The 16653-nt window shown below is 61.2% G+C and carries 17 protein-coding genes; all 17 read left to right on the top strand.

All coding sequences use genetic code 11. The annotated features are described in order from the left end of the window. Positions 1 to 55 precede the first annotated feature (55 nt). The 17 genes from fliN (at position 56) to KSS91_RS20830 (ending at position 16610) form a co-directional block, all read left to right on the top strand. Positions 56 to 502, top strand: a complete 447-nt coding sequence (gene fliN / locus KSS91_RS20910) for a flagellar motor switch protein FliN (RefSeq protein ID WP_015096241.1) — start codon at positions 56 to 58, stop codon at positions 500 to 502. Beyond that, positions 503 to 958 (top strand): flagellar biosynthetic protein FliO, encoded by a 456-nt coding sequence (gene fliO, locus KSS91_RS20905; protein ID WP_225923705.1) that lies wholly within the window; start codon positions 503 to 505, stop codon positions 956 to 958. Beyond that, on the top strand, positions 958 to 1716 hold the full coding sequence (gene fliP, locus KSS91_RS20900; RefSeq protein ID WP_015096239.1) for a flagellar type III secretion system pore protein FliP: 759 nt from the start codon (positions 958 to 960) through the stop codon (positions 1714 to 1716). The genes fliO and fliP overlap by 1 nt, the downstream gene beginning before the upstream one ends. Beyond that, the gene (gene fliQ / locus KSS91_RS20895; protein WP_015096238.1) at positions 1713 to 1982 is read left to right on the top strand and encodes a flagellar biosynthesis protein FliQ; all 270 of its coding nucleotides are present in this window, start codon (positions 1713 to 1715) and stop codon (positions 1980 to 1982) included. Before fliP ends, fliQ begins: the two co-directional genes overlap by 4 nt. A 3-nt stretch (positions 1983 to 1985) precedes the next feature. Further along, the gene (gene fliR / locus KSS91_RS20890; protein ID WP_217835989.1) at positions 1986 to 2768 is read left to right on the top strand and encodes a flagellar biosynthetic protein FliR; all 783 of its coding nucleotides are present in this window, start codon (positions 1986 to 1988) and stop codon (positions 2766 to 2768) included. Between the two features lie 3 nt (positions 2769 to 2771). Further along, positions 2772 to 3911 carry a flagellar biosynthesis protein FlhB gene (gene flhB, locus KSS91_RS20885; RefSeq protein WP_217835988.1) on the top strand — a complete coding sequence of 380 codons (1140 nt, stop codon included), beginning with the start codon at positions 2772 to 2774 and terminating at the stop codon, positions 3909 to 3911. A gap of 229 nt (positions 3912 to 4140) precedes the next feature. Further along, on the top strand, positions 4141 to 6270 hold the full coding sequence (flhA, locus tag KSS91_RS20880) for a flagellar biosynthesis protein FlhA (RefSeq protein ID WP_217835987.1): 2130 nt from the start codon (positions 4141 to 4143) through the stop codon (positions 6268 to 6270). An 11-nt stretch (positions 6271 to 6281) separates the two neighbouring features. After that, positions 6282 to 7610 (top strand): flagellar biosynthesis GTPase FlhF, encoded by a 1329-nt coding sequence (gene flhF / locus KSS91_RS20875; protein ID WP_217835986.1) that lies wholly within the window; start codon positions 6282 to 6284, stop codon positions 7608 to 7610. A 116-nt stretch (positions 7611 to 7726) separates the two neighbouring features. Then, a complete protein-coding gene (gene fleN, locus KSS91_RS20870; protein WP_007975361.1) occupies positions 7727 to 8557 on the top strand; it encodes a flagellar synthesis regulator FleN in 831 nt (276 codons plus the stop codon). Next, positions 8554 to 9294: an RNA polymerase sigma factor FliA gene (fliA, locus tag KSS91_RS20865; RefSeq protein ID WP_007975362.1), complete on the top strand. Its 741-nt coding sequence runs from the start codon at positions 8554 to 8556 to the stop codon at positions 9292 to 9294. Before fleN ends, fliA begins: the two co-directional genes overlap by 4 nt. 167 nt (positions 9295 to 9461) lie before the next feature. After that, a complete protein-coding gene (locus tag KSS91_RS20860; protein WP_003183998.1) occupies positions 9462 to 9833 on the top strand; it encodes a chemotaxis response regulator CheY in 372 nt (123 codons plus the stop codon). A 21-nt stretch (positions 9834 to 9854) separates the two neighbouring features. Further along, positions 9855 to 10643, top strand: coding sequence for a protein phosphatase CheZ (locus KSS91_RS20855; protein WP_217835985.1), 789 nt, complete (start codon positions 9855 to 9857; stop codon positions 10641 to 10643). A gap of 48 nt (positions 10644 to 10691) precedes the next feature. After that, complete coding sequence (locus tag KSS91_RS20850; RefSeq protein ID WP_217835984.1) at positions 10692 to 12953, top strand: chemotaxis protein CheA; 2262 nt, start codon at positions 10692 to 10694, stop codon at positions 12951 to 12953. Between the two features lie 48 nt (positions 12954 to 13001). Next, positions 13002 to 14132, top strand: coding sequence for a protein-glutamate methylesterase/protein-glutamine glutaminase (locus KSS91_RS20845; protein WP_217835983.1), 1131 nt, complete (start codon positions 13002 to 13004; stop codon positions 14130 to 14132). Next, a complete protein-coding gene (locus KSS91_RS20840) occupies positions 14132 to 14872 on the top strand; it encodes a flagellar motor protein (protein ID WP_007980738.1) in 741 nt (246 codons plus the stop codon). The genes KSS91_RS20845 and KSS91_RS20840 overlap by 1 nt, the downstream gene beginning before the upstream one ends. 15 nt (positions 14873 to 14887) lie before the next feature. Then, positions 14888 to 15778: a flagellar motor protein MotD gene (gene motD, locus KSS91_RS20835; protein ID WP_217835982.1), complete on the top strand. Its 891-nt coding sequence runs from the start codon at positions 14888 to 14890 to the stop codon at positions 15776 to 15778. A 43-nt stretch (positions 15779 to 15821) separates the two neighbouring features. Beyond that, the gene (locus tag KSS91_RS20830) at positions 15822 to 16610 is read left to right on the top strand and encodes a ParA family protein (protein WP_217835981.1); all 789 of its coding nucleotides are present in this window, start codon (positions 15822 to 15824) and stop codon (positions 16608 to 16610) included. Positions 16611 to 16653: the final 43 nt, after the last annotated feature.

Below are 16653 nucleotides of genomic sequence, written 5' to 3'. Positions count from 1 at the left end.
ACCCATTCGCGATTAACCGAATTCTGAACTTTTGCTCGCCGAGGACACTGACATTATGAACACGCAAGACGACCAGGCCCTGGCCGATGAGTGGGCCGCGGCCCTGGAAGAAACCGGTGATGCCGGGCAGGCTGACATCGACGCATTGCTTGCCGCCGATTCCGGCAATTCCGCGTCCAACCGCCTGCCAATGGAAGAGTTCGGCAGCGTGCCGAAAAACAACGATCCGGTGAGTCTCGAAGGCCCGAACCTGGACGTGATCCTCGATATCCCGGTGTCGATTTCCATGGAAGTGGGAAGCACCGACATCAACATCCGCAACCTGCTGCAACTGAACCAGGGCTCGGTGATCGAGCTGGATCGCCTGGCCGGCGAGCCGCTGGACGTGCTGGTCAACGGCACGCTCATCGCCCACGGCGAAGTGGTGGTGGTCAACGAGAAGTTCGGCATCCGCCTGACGGACGTGATCAGCCCAAGCGAACGCATCAAGAAGCTGCGCTGAGTGAAAAAGTTTCTCGGGGCTGTGCTGGGGAGCGCGCTGGCCATGCCGTTCAGCGTGCTGGCGGCCGAGCCGGTCGCTACGGCGACCACGGCTGCTGCGCCAGCGGTGAGCAGTGGTGTGGCAGGGCAACTGACGCAGTTGGTGTTCGGCTTGCTGCTGGTGCTGGGGTTGATCTTCTTCCTCGCCTGGTTGCTGCGTCGGGTTCAGCAGGCCGGTCCGGCCGGCAAGGGGCAGGTGATCGAGATTGTCGGCTCCCGCGCGCTGGGGCCGCGCGACCGCCTGATGCTGGTGCAGGTCGGCAACGAGCAGATTCTGCTTGGCCTGAGCCCAGGCAACATCACTGCGCTGCACGTCCTCAAGGAGCCGGTGCAGGTGCCGGGCACCGAGAAGCCGACGCCGGAGTTTGCGCAGCGCCTGCTGGAGATGCTGGGTAAAGATCAGAAGGATAAGAAGTAATGGGTGCGTTACGCATCGTCTTGACGCTGGCCCTGATGCTGGCCGCACCGCTGGCATTCGCCGCCGATCCGCTGTCGATCCCGGCCATCACCCTGGGCACCAATGCGCAGGGTGCGCAGGAATACTCGGTCAGCCTGCAAATCCTGCTGATCATGACCGCGCTGAGTTTTATCCCGGCGTTTGTCATGCTGATGACCAGCTTCACCCGGATCATCATTGTCTTCTCGATCCTGCGCCAGGCCCTGGGCCTGCAGCAGACGCCGTCGAACCAGATCCTCACCGGCATGGCGCTGTTCCTGACCCTGTTCATCATGGCGCCGGTGTTCGACCGGGTGAACCAGGATGCCTTGCAACCGTATCTGGCGGAAAAACTGACGGCCCAGGATGCGGTCGCCAAGGCGCAGGTGCCGATCAAGAATTTCATGCTCGCCCAGACCCGCACCAGCGATCTGGAGTTGTTCATGCGCCTGTCCAAGCGCACTGACATCGCGACACCGGATCAGGCGCCGTTGACCATCCTGGTGCCGGCCTTCGTGACCTCCGAGCTGAAAACGGCGTTCCAGATCGGCTTCATGATCTTCATTCCGTTCCTGATCATCGACCTGGTCGTGGCCAGTGTGCTGATGGCTATGGGTATGATGATGCTCTCGCCGCTGATCATTTCCCTGCCGTTCAAGATCATGTTGTTCGTGCTGGTGGATGGCTGGGCGCTGATCATCGGCACCCTGGCCAGCAGCTTTGGTGGTGTATCGCCATGACCCCTGAAGTCGCCGTAGACATTTTCCGCGAAGCCCTGTGGTTGACCACCATGATGGTTGCCGTGCTGGTGATTCCGAGCCTGCTGGTGGGGTTGTTGGTGGCGATGTTCCAGGCCGCCACCCAGATCAACGAACAGACCCTGAGCTTTTTGCCGCGCCTGTTGGTGATGCTGGTGACGCTGATCGTCGGCGGGCCTTGGCTGGTACAGACCTTCATGGAATACATCCTGCAGCTGTACGGCAGTATTCCTCAGGTCATCGGCTAAACCATGTCACTGCTAGCGCTGACCGATACGCAGATCAGCACCTGGGTGGCGACTTTCATGTTGCCGCTGTTTCGCGTCGGCTCCCTGCTGATGGTCATGCCGGTGTTTGGCACGACCCTGCTGCCTCGGCGCATCCGCCTGTATTTCGCGCTGGCCATTACCGTGGTCATCGCGCCGGGGCTGCCACCGATGCCGCCGGTCAATCCCCTGGATCTGAGCGGGCTGTTGCTGATCGCCGAGCAAATCCTCATCGGCGCGGTGATGGGGTTTTCCTTGCAACTGTTCTTCCAGGCCTTTGTGGTGGCCGGGCAAATTGTCGCCATCCAGATGGGCATGGGTTTCGCTTCGATGATCGACCCGGCCAACGGCGTCTCGACGGCGGTGATCGGGCAATTTTTCACCATGCTGGTGACGCTGCTGTTCCTGTCCATGAACGGTCATCTGGTGGTGTTCGAGGTCCTCACCGAGAGCTTCACCACGTTGCCGGTGGGTGGCGGCCTGATGGTCAACCATTACTGGGAGCTGGCCGGCAAGCTCGGCTGGGTGCTCGGTTCGGCGTTGTTGCTGGTGTTGCCGGCAGTCACCGCGCTGCTGGTGGTCAACATCGCGTTTGGCGTCATGACCCGGGCGGCGCCGCAACTGAATATTTTCTCGGTCGGCTTCCCGCTGATCCTGGTCCTGGGGCTGTTTATCGTCTGGGTCGGGCTGGCGGACATTCTCAATCAGTATCAACCGCTGGCCACCGAGGCCTTGCAGTTGTTACGCGAAATGGCGCGGGCGAGCTGAGTCATGGCTGAGAGCGAAAGCGGTCAGGACAAAACAGAAGACCCCACGGAGAAGCGCAAGCAAGACTCCCGTGAAAAGGGTGAGATAGCGCGGTCCAAGGAACTCAACACCCTGGCGATCATGCTGGTCGGTGCTTCGGCGTTGCTGATTTTTGGCGGCGCCATGGCGCAGGACATGATGGAGCTGATGCGCTTCAACTTCTCGCTGCCGCGGGAGGTGATTCTGGATCAGCGCTCCATGGCCACCTACCTGATGCGCTCGGGACAGATTGCCCTGTGGTCGATCCAGCCGGTGATGATCACCTTGGTGCTGGCCGCCATCATCGGTCCGATTTCCCTGGGGGGCTGGCTGTTCGCGGCAAGCTCCATGGCGCCCAAGTTCAGCCGTTTGAACCCCGGTCCCGGCCTCAAGCGCATGTTCTCGACCAAGGCGCTGGTCGAGCTGCTCAAGGCCCTGGCCAAGTTCATCATCATCCTGTTCGTAGCGCTGGCGGTGTTGTCGTCGGACATCGACGACCTGCTGCGTATCGCCCATGAACCCCTGGACATGGCAATCATCCACAGCCTGCAAGTGGTGGGCTGGAGCACCTTGTGGATGGCGTGCGGGCTGATCCTCATCGCTGCGGTAGATGTGCCGGTGCAGCTCTGGGAAAGCCACAAGAAACTGCTGATGACCAAGCAGGAAGTGCGCGACGAGCACAAGGACCAGGAGGGGCGGCCGGAGGTCAAGCAGCGGATTCGACAGCTGCAGCGTGAGATGTCCCAGCGGCGGATGATGGCCGCCATTCCCGAGGCTGACGTGGTCATCACCAACCCCACGCACTACGCTGTGGCCCTCAAATACGATCCGGAGAAGGGCAGTGCGCCGGTATTGCTGGCCAAGGGTAACGACTTCCTGGCCCTGAAGATCCGCGAGATCGCCGCGGCCAACGAGATCCTGCTGCTGGAGTCACCGGCGCTGGCGCGCTCGATTTATTACTCCACCGAACTGGAGCAGGAAATCCCCGGCGGGCTTTATCTGGCGGTCGCGCAGGTACTGGCCTACGTCTATCAGATTCGACAGTACCGGGCGGGCAAGGGCAAACGACCGGATCCGCTCAAGGATGACCTGCCGATTCCGCCGGATTTGCGCCGCGATTCCTGAGTCTAGCGCTGTCGCTGATGGCCCCTTCGCGGGCAAGCCCGCTCCCACAGGTTCGGCGATAACTTGTGGGAGCGTGGCTTGCCCGCGATGACGTCAGCCCAGGCAGCACATATCCCACTGAAAAATCGCTCTATTTCTCCCTTTGCAAAAGTTGGAAAGCTTCTTGCAGTAGCCGCCCTGCGCCTGCTTCAGGCGTCAAAAGTTTGCTTTAAAGGAACGGGGAAAACCGGTGGATCGCTCTCAGTTAATCAACAGTGCCCGCAGCAACATTGCCGACCTCAGTCGGGGCAATCTGGGCGTGCCGCTGTTGCTGCTGGTCATGCTGGCGATGATGATGTTGCCGGTGCCGCCGTTCCTGCTCGACGTGTTCTTCACCTTCAACATTGCCCTGTCCATCGTCGTGCTGCTGGTGTGCGTCTACGCCTTGCGCCCGCTGGATTTCGCGGTGTTTCCGACCATTTTGCTGGTGGCGACGCTGTTGCGCCTGGCATTGAACGTGGCCTCCACGCGGGTGGTGATGCTCCACGGCCAGGACGGTCACGCAGCCGCCGGCAAGGTGATCCAGGCGTTCGGTGAAGTGGTGATCGGCGGTAACTACGTGGTCGGTATCGTGGTCTTCGCGATCCTGATGATCATCAACTTCGTCGTGGTGACCAAGGGTGCGGGGCGGATCTCCGAGGTGAGCGCGCGTTTCACCCTCGATGCGATGCCCGGCAAGCAAATGGCGATCGACGCCGACCTCAACGCCGGCCTGATCGATCAGGCCCAGGCAAAGGCCCGCCGCTCGGAAGTCGCCCAGGAAGCCGAGTTCTACGGTTCCATGGACGGTGCCAGCAAATTCGTCCGTGGTGACGCCATTGCCGGCCTGTTGATCCTGTTCATCAACCTGATCGGTGGCATGGCAGTCGGTATCTTCCAGCACGGCATGACTTTCGGCGATGCCGGCAAGGTGTATGCGCTGTTGACCATCGGTGACGGTTTGGTGGCGCAATTGCCATCACTGTTGTTATCGACAGCAGCGGCGATCATGGTGACCCGTGCGTCCGGTTCGGAAGACATGGGCAAACAGATCAATCGCCAGATGTTCGCCTCGCCCAAGGCGCTGGCGGTGGCGGCAGGCTTGATGGCGGTCATGGGCCTGGTGCCCGGCATGCCGCACTTCTCGTTCCTGAGCATGGCGGCCCTGGCGGCCGGTGGCGCCTACCTGTTCTGGAAAAAGCAGAACGTCGCCAAGGTTCAGGCCCTGCAAGAGGTCAAGCGCCAGCAGGAGCTGCTGCCGTCGCCGGCCCGTGCCCAGGAAACCAAGGAGCTTGGCTGGGATGACGTGACGCCCATCGACATGATCGGCCTGGAAGTGGGCTATCGCCTGATTCCGCTGGTGGACCGCAACCAGGGCGGTCAGTTGCTGGCGCGGATCAAGGGGGTGCGCAAGAAGCTGTCCCAGGATCTGGGCTTCCTGATGCCGACCGTGCATATCCGCGACAACCTCGACCTGGCGCCGAGTGCCTATCGCCTGACCCTGATGGGGGTGATCCTGGCGGAAGCGGAGATTTACCCGGATCGCGAGCTGGCGATCAACCCGGGGCAGGTCTACGGCACGCTCAACGGCATTACCGCCAAAGATCCGGCTTTCGGCCTGGAGGCGGTCTGGATCGAAATCAGCCAGCGTACCCAGGCGCAATCCCTCGGTTACACGGTGGTCGATGCCAGTACAGTAGTGGCTACCCACTTGAACCAGATACTCTACAAGCATTCCAGTGAACTGATCGGTCACGAAGAAGTGCAGCAACTCATGCAATTGCTGGCCAAAAGCTCGCCGAAACTGGCTGAGGAGCTGGTGCCGGGCGTGGTTTCGCTGTCGCAACTGCTCAAGGTGCTGCAAGCGCTGTTGGCCGAGCAAGTGCCGGTTCGCGATATCCGCAGCATTGCCGAGGCCATCGCCAACAATGCCGCCAAGAGTCAAGATACCGCCGCGCTGGTGGCTGCCGTGCGGGTTGGCGTCTCCCGCGCAATCGTCCAAAGCATTGTAGGCACTGAGTCGCAGCTGCCAGTTATCACGCTGGAGCCAAGGTTGGAACAGATATTGCTCAATAGTCTGCAAAAGGCAGGACAAGGCTCGGAAGAGGGCGTTCTGCTGGAGCCAAGCATGGCTGAGAAACTGCAACGCTCGCTGATCGACGCGGCGCAGCGCCAGGAGATGCAAGGTCAGCCGGTGATTCTGCTGGTGGCCGGTCCGGTTCGCGCGATGCTCTCGCGATTCGGCCGACTCGCAGTCCCGGGTTTGCACGTGTTGGCTTACCAGGAAATCCCTGACAACAAGCAAGTGACCATCGTTGCGACAGTAGGGCCCAACGGCTGAGGTAGTGGTTTATGCAAGTTAAGCGTTTTTTCGCCGCCGATATGCGTCAGGCCATGAAGCTGGTTCGCGATGAGCTGGGCGCTGATGCAGCCATTATCGGCAACCGCCGGATTGCCGGGGGCGTCGAGCTGACGGCTGCGCTGGATTACAAGTTGTCGGCGCTGGCGCCGCGTGTTCCGAACATGGAGCTTGAAGACGAGCTGCGCAAGACTCAGTCGCGGATCGTCACCGCCCAGGCCGAATTGAGCCTGCGTGGCGATGGCGAGAGCGACAATGCGACCAACCGCCAGTTGTTCGCCGGTTTGCCGCTCACCGCAGCCGAGCCGCTGATCGAACCTACGTATGACCAACCTCGTCGCCCCGCACCGGCTGCTGTACCAGCGTCCGGTGGCGTGGACCCGCGTGCGTTCGACTCGATGCGCTCCGAGCTCAACAGCCTGCGCGAACTCATGGAAGTACAACTCGGGTCCCTGGCCTGGAACCAGCTGCAAGGCAGCCGTCCGGATCAGGCCAACCTATGGCGTCGCCTGCAACGCATTGGCCTGTCTGGCCCGCTGTCTCGAGACCTGCTGGCACTGATCAGCGAAATCCAGGAGCCTCGTCAGGCCTGGCGCATGTTGCTGGCACACCTGGCGCGCATGATCGTTACCCCGGAAGTCGAGCCGCTGGAAGAGGGCGGAGTCATCGCCATGGTCGGCCCAGCCGGCATGGGCAAGACCACCACCCTGGCCAAGCTGGCTGCCCGTTACGTGCTCAAGTACGGCGCGCAGAACATTGCGCTGGTGAGCATGGACAGCTTCCGCATCGGTGCCCAGGAGCAACTCAAGACCCTGGGGCGCATTCTCAATGTGCCGGTGACCCACGTCGATCCGGGCCAGTCCCTGGTGCAGGCGCTCGATCCATTGCTGCGCAAGCGCGTGGTGCTGATCGATACCGCCGGCCTGCAGGCCAGCGACCCGGCCCTGCGCATGCAGCTCGAAAGCCTGGCCGGTCGTGGCATCCGCTCAAAAAATTATCTGGTCCTGGCAACCACCAGCCAGAAACAGGTTCTAACTGCCGCTTATCACAGTTACAAGCGTTGCGGGCTTGCCGGCTGCATCCTGACTAAACTGGATGAAACGGCAAGCCTGGGCGAGGTGTTGAGCCTGGCCATCAGTCATGAGCTGCCAGTGGCGTACCTGACCGATGGCCCGCGGATTCCGGATGATCTCCATCTGCCGCGCCGTCATCAGTTGGTCAGTCGCGCCGTCAGTGTGCAAATGCAGGAAGAACCCAGCGAAGAAGCCATGGCTGACATGTTCGCTGACATCTACCACAGCCCGACCAAGCAGGTTGGCTGAGGTAATAATGAATCGTTTTTGTACCTACATCGATGGTCTGCCATGCATTGTTCCGTTTGTGAACGCGCAGCCAGTAATGTGGCCTCCGTCTATGCAAGACAAGGTAAAGAAATAACATGGGCAGCATGCATCCCGTACAGGTGATCGCGGTGACCGGCGGCAAAGGTGGCGTCGGGAAAACTAACGTGTCAGTGAACTTGTCCCTGGCTTTGGCTGAGCTTGGCCGGCGCGTCATGCTGCTGGACGCCGACCTGGGACTGGCGAACGTCGACGTTCTGCTGGGCCTGACACCCAAACGTACCCTGGCCGACGTGATCGAGGGCCGCTGCGAACTGCGCGATGTACTGCTGCAGGGACCTGGCGGCATCCGTATCGTTCCGGCCGCATCCGGCACTCAGAGCATGGTGCATCTGAGTCCTGCGCAACACGCGGGCCTTATCCAGGCCTTCAGTGATATCGGCGACAACCTCGACGTATTGGTGATCGACACCGCTGCGGGCATTGGTGAGTCGGTCGTCAGCTTCGTTCGTGCAGCCCAGGAAGTGCTGCTGGTGGTGTGCGACGAGCCGACCTCGATTACCGATGCCTACGCCTTGATCAAGTTGCTCAATCGCGACTACGGCATGAACCGCTTCCGCGTCCTGGCCAACATGGCCCAGAGCCCGCAGGAAGGGCGCAACCTGTTCGCCAAGTTGACCAAGGTCACGGATCGCTTCCTCGACGTCGCCCTACAATACGTCGGCGCGGTGCCCTACGACGAAAGCGTGCGCAAGGCTGTGCAGAAGCAGCGCGCCGTCTACGAGGCCTTCCCGCGTTCCAAGTGCTCGCTGGCGTTCAAGGCCATCGCGCAGAAGGTCGATACCTGGCCGCTGCCTGCCAACCCGCGCGGGCACCTGGAGTTTTTCGTCGAGCGTCTAGTGCAGCAAACAGCAGGACCTGTTCTATGACAGCCAGCGGTTACAACCTCTACAAAAAATCGGCTCGTGATGCGCAGTACGAGCTGATCGAGCGTTACGCGCCGCTGGTTAAACGCATTGCTTACCACTTGCTGGCGCGTTTGCCGGCCAGTGTCCAGGTCGAAGACCTGATCCAGGCCGGGATGATCGGCCTGCTTGAGGTATCGACCAAATATGACGCCAGCAAAGGCGCCAGTTTCGAGACGTACGCGGGCATTCGAATCCGCGGCGCCATGCTCGATGAAGTGCGCAAGGGGGATTGGGCGCCACGTTCGGTCCACCGCAATACGCGCATGGTCAGCGACGCCATTCGCTCGATTGAAGCGAAAACCGGCCGTGACGCTAAAGATCACGAAGTTGCGGCCGAACTCCAATTGAGTCTCGACGATTACTACGGAATTTTGAACGACACCCTGGGCAGCCGGTTATTCAGTTTCGACGATCTGTTGCAGGACGGCGAACACGAAGGGCTGCACGAGGATGGCGCGAGTGCTCATACCGAGCCGTCACGCGATCTGGAAGATGAACGCTTCCAGGCTGCGCTGGCGGATGCGATTGCCAATTTGCCGGAGCGTGAGCGACTGGTGTTGGCGCTGTACTACGACGAAGAGTTGAACCTCAAGGAAATCGGTGAGGTCCTGGGGGTCAGCGAATCGCGGGTCAGCCAGTTACACAGCCAGTGCGCGGCCCGCTTGCGGGGGCGTTTGGGGGAGTGGCGAGCGCGCTGAAGGCAGTGTGGGGACACTGCGAAAGAGGCTGGTGTGGTGTTGAGCTGCGCCGGTCCCGATCTGTTGTGCTCCAGACAGTCATTGAGTGCTTTGCCGGATTGATTGAAATGGCGCGTCCAGGTGCTGGGCGCGTTTAAGACTGCTTGGAGGTCGAATTGGACAAGAACATGAAAATCCTCATCGTTGATGACTTCTCAACGATGCGGCGGATCATCAAGAACCTGCTGCGTGACCTTGGGTTCACCAACACCGTCGAGGCCGACGATGGCACTACCGCCATTCCGGTGCTCAACAGCGGAAGCATCGACTTTCTGGTAACGGACTGGAACATGCCAGGTATGACTGGCATCGATCTGCTGCGTCACGTGCGTGCCGATGAAAAGCTCAAGCACCTGCCGGTGCTGATGGTGACCGCTGAAGCCAAGCGTGAGCAGATCATCGAAGCGGCCCAGGCCGGCGTTAACGGCTATGTGGTCAAGCCCTTCACGGCCCAGGCGTTGAAAGAAAAAATCGAGAAGATTTTCGAACGCATCGGTTGATGAGTGCGCCACGGGGGAGCTATGGGCAATAACGAAACTTCATTGGGCGACTTTGAATCGACCCTGAAAAAACACGCCGTCGAATTGGTCGAGAGCCTTGAAAAAGGCAAGTTCGGCGACGCGGTGCAATTGATCCATGAGCTCAACCAGACCCGAGACCGCGGCCTGTATCAGGAAGTGGGCAAGCTCACTCGCGAACTGCATAGCGCGATCGTCAATTTCCAGATTGACCCGCACATGCCGCAAGCCGAAGAAGTGTCGCAGATCACCGACGCCACCGAGCGCCTGGGCTATGTGGTCAAGCTGACCGAGGCGGCGGCCAACCGCACCATGGATCTGGTGGAAAATGCCACGCCGCTGGTCAACAGCCTGGCGGACGAAGCCCAGGCCTTGAGCACGGACTGGGGGCGCTTCATGCGTCGTGAAGTCGGTGCCGAAGAGTTTCGTGAACTGGCCCGTCGGGTCGACGGCTTCCTGGCACGCAGCGGCACGGACAATCGCGCGGTGTCGGGCAACCTCAACGACATCCTGCTCGCCCAGGATTACCAGGACCTCACGGGGCAAGTGATCAAGCGTGTGACCCAACTGGTCACCGAAGTTGAAAGCAACCTGCTCAAGCTCGTGCTGATGGCCAGTCAGGTGGACCGCTTTGCGGGCATCGAACATGACCGTGAAGCGATGCTTGCGCAAAAAGATCCACAAAAACATCTCTCTCAGGGTGAAGGTCCGCAGATTCATGCCGATAAAAGAGAAGACGTTGTGTCCGGTCAGGACGATGTGGACGATTTGCTATCCAGCCTGGGATTTTAGAATTTTAGGTATTTTGGGTTTTTAGACCTGTTAGGAGCACCCCCCCTGATGAGCTTCGGCGCCGATGAAGAGATCCTTCAGGATTTCCTGGTTGAGGCCGGCGAGATTCTAGAGCAACTGTCCGAGCAACTGGTCGAGCTGGAAAGCCGTCCGGATGATGCGGATTTGCTCAATGCAATTTTTCGCGGTTTTCACACTGTAAAAGGGGGCGCCGGCTTCCTCCAGCTCAACGAACTGGTGGAGTGCTGTCACATCGCCGAGAACGTGTTCGACATCCTGCGCAAGGGTGAGCGTCGCGTCGACTCGGAACTGATGGACGTGGTTCTCGAAGCGCTGGACGCGGTGAACGGCATGTTCAGCGAAGTCCGCGAGCGCAGCCCGATCACGGCTGCGACACCTGAACTGCTGGCGGCGCTGGCCCGTCTGGCCGAGCCGCAATCGGCTGACGAAGAGGTTACTGCACCTGTCGCCGCCGTGGTTGAAGCGCCGGTGGCTGAAGCCGATTCCGGCGATATTACCGATAACGAATTCGAGCAATTGCTGGACTCGCTCAATGCCGTCAAGGCACAGGCCGAGGCGCCGGCGGTTGCCCACGCACCTGCAAGCGAAGCACCTGCAAGCGACGAAATCACCGATGCCGAGTTCGAGTCGTTGCTCGATCAGTTGCACGGTAAAGGCCAGTTTGCCGTCGATGCGATTGCGCAGGCTCCGGCTGCGCCAGAAGCACCGAAAGCGCCGGGCGACAGTTCCGATATTACGGACGACGAATTTGAAGCACTGCTCGACCAGTTGCATGGCAAGGGCAACTTTGCTGTCGAGGCACTGGAGTCCGCCATTGCTTCGGTGCCTGCACCTGCTGCCCCAAGCGCGGTGGCGGCTGGCAGCGATCTGATTTCCGATCACGAGTTCGAAGCGCTGCTCGACGAATTGCATGGCAAAGGCAAGTTCAGCGAAGTCGGCACCGCGACGGCGGCCAATGGTTCGAGCGCTGCAGTTGCGGCACCGGCACCGGCAGCCAAGGCTGTGGCGCCCAAACCTGTGGCCAAGGCCCCCGAGCCAAAAGCCGAGGCCCCGGCCGCCGCTGCACCGGCTGCTGCCCGCGCCCCGGCCGCGCCACCGGCGGAAAAGCCGGCGAGCGAAGCCGAGACCACCGTACGGGTCGATACCGCGCGTCTGGACGAGATCATGAACATGGTCGGCGAGCTGGTGTTGGTACGTAACCGCTTGGTCCGCCTGGGTCTCAACAGTGGCGACGAAGCCATGTCCAAGGCTGTATCGAACCTCGACGTGGTCACCGCCGACCTGCAAACCGCGGTCATGAAGACCCGGATGCAACCGATCAAGAAAGTTTTTGGGCGCTTCCCGCGCCTGGTTCGCGACCTGGCTCGCCAGCTCAAGAAAGAGATCAACCTGGAGCTGGTCGGCGAAGAAACCGACCTCGACAAAAACCTCGTCGAGGCCCTGGCCGACCCGCTGGTCCACTTGGTGCGCAACGCGGTCGACCACGGCATCGAGTCGCCGGAAGAACGCGAAGCCTCGGGCAAGGCCCGTGGCGGCAAGGTGATTCTGGCGGCCGAGCAGGAAGGCGATCACATCCTGCTGTCGATCTCCGATGACGGTAAAGGCATGGACCCGAATGTCCTGCGTTCCATCGCGGTGAAACGCGGCGTGATGGACAAGGATGCGGCCGATCGACTGAGCGACACCGAGTGCTACAACCTGATCTTCGCCCCGGGTTTCTCGACCAAGACCGAGATCTCCGACGTGTCGGGTCGCGGCGTGGGCATGGACGTGGTGAAAACCAAGATTTCCCAGCTCAACGGTTCGATCAACATCTACTCGGCCAAGGGCCAGGGTTCGAAGATCGTCATCAAGGTGCCGCTGACCCTGGCGATCATGCCGACGCTGATGGTCATGCTCGGCAACCAGGCGTTTGCGTTCCCGCTGGTGAACGTCAACGAGATCTTCCACCTCGACCTGTCGACCACCAACGTCGTGGACGGCCAGGAAGTGGTGATCGTGCGGGACAAGGCGTTGCCATTGTTCTACCTCAAACGCTGGCTGGTCAGCTCCGCCGCTCACGAAGAGCAGCGCGAGGGCCATGTGGTGATCCTTTCGGTGGGCACACAGCGAATCGGCTTTGTCGTCGATCAACTGGTGGGCCAGGAAGAAGTGGTCATCAAGCCATTGGGCAAAATGCTCCAGGGAACGCCGGGCATGTCCGGCGCCACCATTACCGGTGACGGCCGCATCGCGCTGATTCTCGATGTTCCGAGCATGCTCAAGCGTTACGCCACCCGGCGTATTTGATTCTGCTGGAGCGGGGCGCCTGGCCTCGCTCCATCTAATGGAGTGTTTATGGCAGTCAAAGTCCTGGTGGTGGACGATTCGGGGTTTTTCCGCCGCCGCGTCTCGGAAATTCTTTCAGCGGATTCCAATATCCAGGTCGTCGGTACGGCGACCAACGGCAAAGAGGCGATCGATCAGGCGCTGGCCCTCAAGCCCGACGTGATCACCATGGACTACGAGATGCCGATGATGGACGGCATCACTGCCGTGCGGCACATCATGCAACGCTGCCCGACCCCGGTCCTGATGTTCTCCTCACTGACCCATGAAGGCGCCCGGGTCACCCTCGATGCGCTGGATGCCGGCGCCGTGGACTTCCTGCCGAAGAATTTCGAAGACATCTCGCGCAACCCCGAGAAGGTCAAGCAACTGCTGTGCGAGAAGATTCTCAGCATTTCGCGCAGTAATCGTCGTGTCAGTCACTACAGCGCTCCGGCGCCTGTCGCTGCGCCAGCGCAGACGCCTGCGCCTTCCAGCGTGGGCAGTTTTGCCAGCAGCGCGCCCGCGCGTCCGGCACCGGCACCGATTCCGGCGCGTGCGCATGCACCCGCTACGTCGTCGCCCGCGCCAAAACGCAAAAACTACAAACTGGTGGCCATCGGTACGTCCACTGGTGGCCCGGTGGCCCTGCAACGGGTGTTGACCCAATTGCCGGCCAACTTCCCGGCCCCGATCGTGCTGGTCCAGCACATGCCGGCCGCCTTCACCAAGGCCTTCGCCGAGCGCCTGGACAAGCTCTGCCGCATCAGCGTCAAGGAAGCCGAGGATGGTGACATCCTGCGTCCGGGCCTGGCGCTGCTGGCGCCGGGTGGCAAGCAGATGATGATCGACGGTCGCGGCGCGGTGAAAATCCTCCCGGGTGACGAGCGTCTCAATTACAAGCCGTGCGTGGACATCACCTTCGGTTCGGCAGCCAAGTCCTACGGTGACAAAGTTCTGGCGGTCGTCCTGACCGGCATGGGCGCCGATGGCCGCGAAGGCGCGCGCCTGCTCAAGCAGGGCGGCAGTTCGATCTGGGCGCAGGACGAAGCCAGTTGCGTGATCTACGGCATGCCGATGGCCATTGTCAAAGCTGAACTGGCCGACGCGGTGTACAGCCTCGACGACATTGGCAAGCACCTGGTCGAGGCCTGTATCTGATGGATGTTCTAAGCCTGATCGGCATCATCATGGCCTTTGTCGCGATCATCGGCGGCAACTACCTTGAAGGCGGTCATCTGGGCGCCCTGGCCAACGGCCCGGCAGCGTTGATCGTGCTCGGCGGAACCATCGGCGCGGCGCTGCTGCAATCACCGATGAGCGCCTTCAAGCGCGCCATGCAGATCCTCGCCTGGATCCTGTTCCCGCCGCGCGTCGACCTGGCCGGTGGCATCGACCGCGTGGTGAACTGGAGCCTGACCGCTCGCAAGGAAGGTTTGCTGGGGCTTGAAGGCATCGCCGACGCCGAGCCTGACAATTACGCCCGCAAAGGCCTGCAACTGCTGGTCGACGGCGCCGAGCCGGAAGCGATCCGCAGCATTCTGGAAGTGGATTTCTACACCCAGGAAAGCCGCGATATCGAAGCGGCCAAGGTCTTCGAAAGCATGGGCGGTTACGCGCCGACCATCGGCATCATCGGTGCGGTGATGGGCCTGATTCACGTCATGGGCAACCTGGGTGATCCGTCGCAACTGGGTAACGGCATCGCCGTGGCCTTCGTCGCCACCATCTACGGCGTGGCCAGTGCCAACCTGGTGCTGCTGCCGATTGCCGCCAAACTCAAAGCCATCGCGCTGCGCCAGTCGCGTTATCGCGAAATGTTGCTGGAAGGGCTGCTGTCGATCGCCGAAGGTGAAAACCCTCGTTCCATCGAGTTGAAGCTTCAGGGCTTCATGGATTGATGGGAGACATGGATCATGGCACGTCGTCGCCAGCATGAAGAACACGTCAACCACGAACGCTGGCTGGTGTCCTACGCGGACTTCATCACCTTGCTGTTCGCCTTTTTCGTGGTGATGTACTCCATCTCTTCGATCAACGAAGGCAAGTACAAGGTCATTTCCGAGGCGCTGGTCGGGGTCTTCACCGATTCCGATCGTTCGCTCAAGCCGATCCCCATTGGTGACGAGCGGCCGAAGACCGTGACCCCGGCCAAGCCGCTGGTCAAGGACAGTGACCAGGTCGATGCCGGTGTCTCCGGCGCCAGCGATCCGCTCAAGAGCATCGCCGACGACATCAGCGCGGCGTTCGGTGACCTGATCAGCTCCAACCAGATGACCGTGCGCGGCAACGAGTTGTGGGTCGAGATCGAGCTCAATTCCAGCCTGTTGTTCGGCAGCGGCGATGCCATGCCCAGCGACATCGCGTTCAGCATCATCGACAGGGTCGCAGCGATCCTGAAGCCGTTCGACAACCCGATCCATGTCGAAGGTTTCACCGACGATCAACCGATCCGCACCGCGCAGTATCCGACCAACTGGGAGCTGTCCTCGGCCCGCTCGGCCAGCATTGTGCGCATGCTGGCGATGCAGGGGGTGAACCCCGGTCGCCTGGCGTCGGTGGGCTACGGCGAGTTTCAGCCGGTGGCCAACAACGCCACCGCCGAAGGCCGCGCACGCAACCGTCGCGTGGTGCTGGTGGTGTCGCGCAACCTCGATGTTCGCCGCAGCCTCACCGGCACCGGAACCGCCCATGCGCAACCGGATGCCGCATTGAAGCGTGCTGGCACACAAACTGCACCGACCCCGGTCAAGTCGCCGGTACGAGAGAACGCCGTCAATTCTCCGTCACCGGCATTAACACGTTGAGCTATTTCTCGGCCGATCCGTTCGGCCGGGAGGAACAATCCGAATGAGAGTCTGGGCAGTCGCCAATCAAAAGGGTGGTGTCGGTAAAACCACTTCCTCCATCGCTTTAGCCGGGTTGCTGGCCGAGGCGGGCAAGCGCGTGGTCGTGGTCGATCTCGACCCCCACGGCTCCATGACCAGCTACTTCGGCTACGATCCCGACAGCCTGGAACACAGCAACTACGATCTGTTCCTGCACAAGGGCAACGTGCCGCAAGGCCTGCCGGGTCAACTGTTGCTGTCGACCAGCGACGAACGCATTTCCCTGTTGCCGTCCAGCACTGCGCTGGCCACCCTCGAGCGCCAGTCGCCGGGGCAAAGCGGTCTGGGCCTGGTGATTGCCAAGAGCCTGGCGCAACTGTGGCAGGACTTCGATTACGCCGTGATCGACAGCCCGCCCTTGCTCGGCGTGCTGATGGTCAATGCCTTGGCGGCGAGCCAGCAACTGGTGATCCCGGTGCAGACCGAACACCTGGCGGTCAAGGGCCTCGAGCGCATGGTCAACACCCTGGCGATGATCAACCGCTCGCGCAAGCAGGCATTGCCATTCACCATCGTGCCGACCCTGTTTGACCGCCGCACCCAGGCGTCCCTCGGAACCTTGCGCGTGCTGCGCGACAAATTCCCCGAGGAAATCTGGCAAGGCTATATCCCGGTGGACACGCGCCTGCGCGATGCCAGCCGTGCCGGGCTGACGCCTTCGCAGTTCGACGGCAAGAGTCGTGGCGTTCTCGCTTACCGTGCGTTGCTCAAGCATCTGCTGGCAGCGCAACTTGTTGCGCAGGTGGCGTGACATGACCTCGATCCCTGTAGGAGCGAGCCTGCTCGCGATGGAC

The sequence above is a fragment of the Pseudomonas azerbaijanorientalis genome (assembly GCF_019139795.1).
In the GTDB taxonomy this organism is placed as follows: domain Bacteria; phylum Pseudomonadota; class Gammaproteobacteria; order Pseudomonadales; family Pseudomonadaceae; genus Aquipseudomonas; species Aquipseudomonas laurylsulfatiphila.
This window is presented reverse-complemented; position numbering and strand designations above follow the sequence as displayed.

Excerpts from the sequence above, each read along its gene's own strand:
- fliN (WP_015096241.1), top strand. The coding sequence starts at position 56 with ATGAACACGCAAGACGACCAGGCCCTGGCCGATGAGTGGGCCGCGGCC.
- fliP (WP_015096239.1), top strand. The coding sequence starts at position 958 with ATGGGTGCGTTACGCATCGTCTTGACGCTGGCCCTGATGCTGGCCGCA.
- fliQ (WP_015096238.1), top strand. The coding sequence starts at position 1,713 with ATGACCCCTGAAGTCGCCGTAGACATTTTCCGCGAAGCCCTGTGGTTG.
- fliR (WP_217835989.1), top strand. The coding sequence starts at position 1,986 with ATGTCACTGCTAGCGCTGACCGATACGCAGATCAGCACCTGGGTGGCG.
- flhB (WP_217835988.1), top strand. The coding sequence starts at position 2,772 with ATGGCTGAGAGCGAAAGCGGTCAGGACAAAACAGAAGACCCCACGGAG.
- flhF (WP_217835986.1), top strand. The coding sequence starts at position 6,282 with ATGCAAGTTAAGCGTTTTTTCGCCGCCGATATGCGTCAGGCCATGAAG.
- fleN (WP_007975361.1), top strand. The coding sequence starts at position 7,727 with ATGGGCAGCATGCATCCCGTACAGGTGATCGCGGTGACCGGCGGCAAA.
- fliA (WP_007975362.1), top strand. The coding sequence starts at position 8,554 with ATGACAGCCAGCGGTTACAACCTCTACAAAAAATCGGCTCGTGATGCG.
- KSS91_RS20860 (WP_003183998.1), top strand. The coding sequence starts at position 9,462 with ATGAAAATCCTCATCGTTGATGACTTCTCAACGATGCGGCGGATCATC.
- KSS91_RS20855 (WP_217835985.1), top strand. The coding sequence starts at position 9,855 with ATGGGCAATAACGAAACTTCATTGGGCGACTTTGAATCGACCCTGAAA.
- KSS91_RS20850 (WP_217835984.1), top strand. The coding sequence starts at position 10,692 with ATGAGCTTCGGCGCCGATGAAGAGATCCTTCAGGATTTCCTGGTTGAG.
- KSS91_RS20845 (WP_217835983.1), top strand. The coding sequence starts at position 13,002 with ATGGCAGTCAAAGTCCTGGTGGTGGACGATTCGGGGTTTTTCCGCCGC.
- KSS91_RS20840 (WP_007980738.1), top strand. The coding sequence starts at position 14,132 with ATGGATGTTCTAAGCCTGATCGGCATCATCATGGCCTTTGTCGCGATC.
- motD (WP_217835982.1), top strand. The coding sequence starts at position 14,888 with ATGGCACGTCGTCGCCAGCATGAAGAACACGTCAACCACGAACGCTGG.
- KSS91_RS20830 (WP_217835981.1), top strand. The coding sequence starts at position 15,822 with ATGAGAGTCTGGGCAGTCGCCAATCAAAAGGGTGGTGTCGGTAAAACC.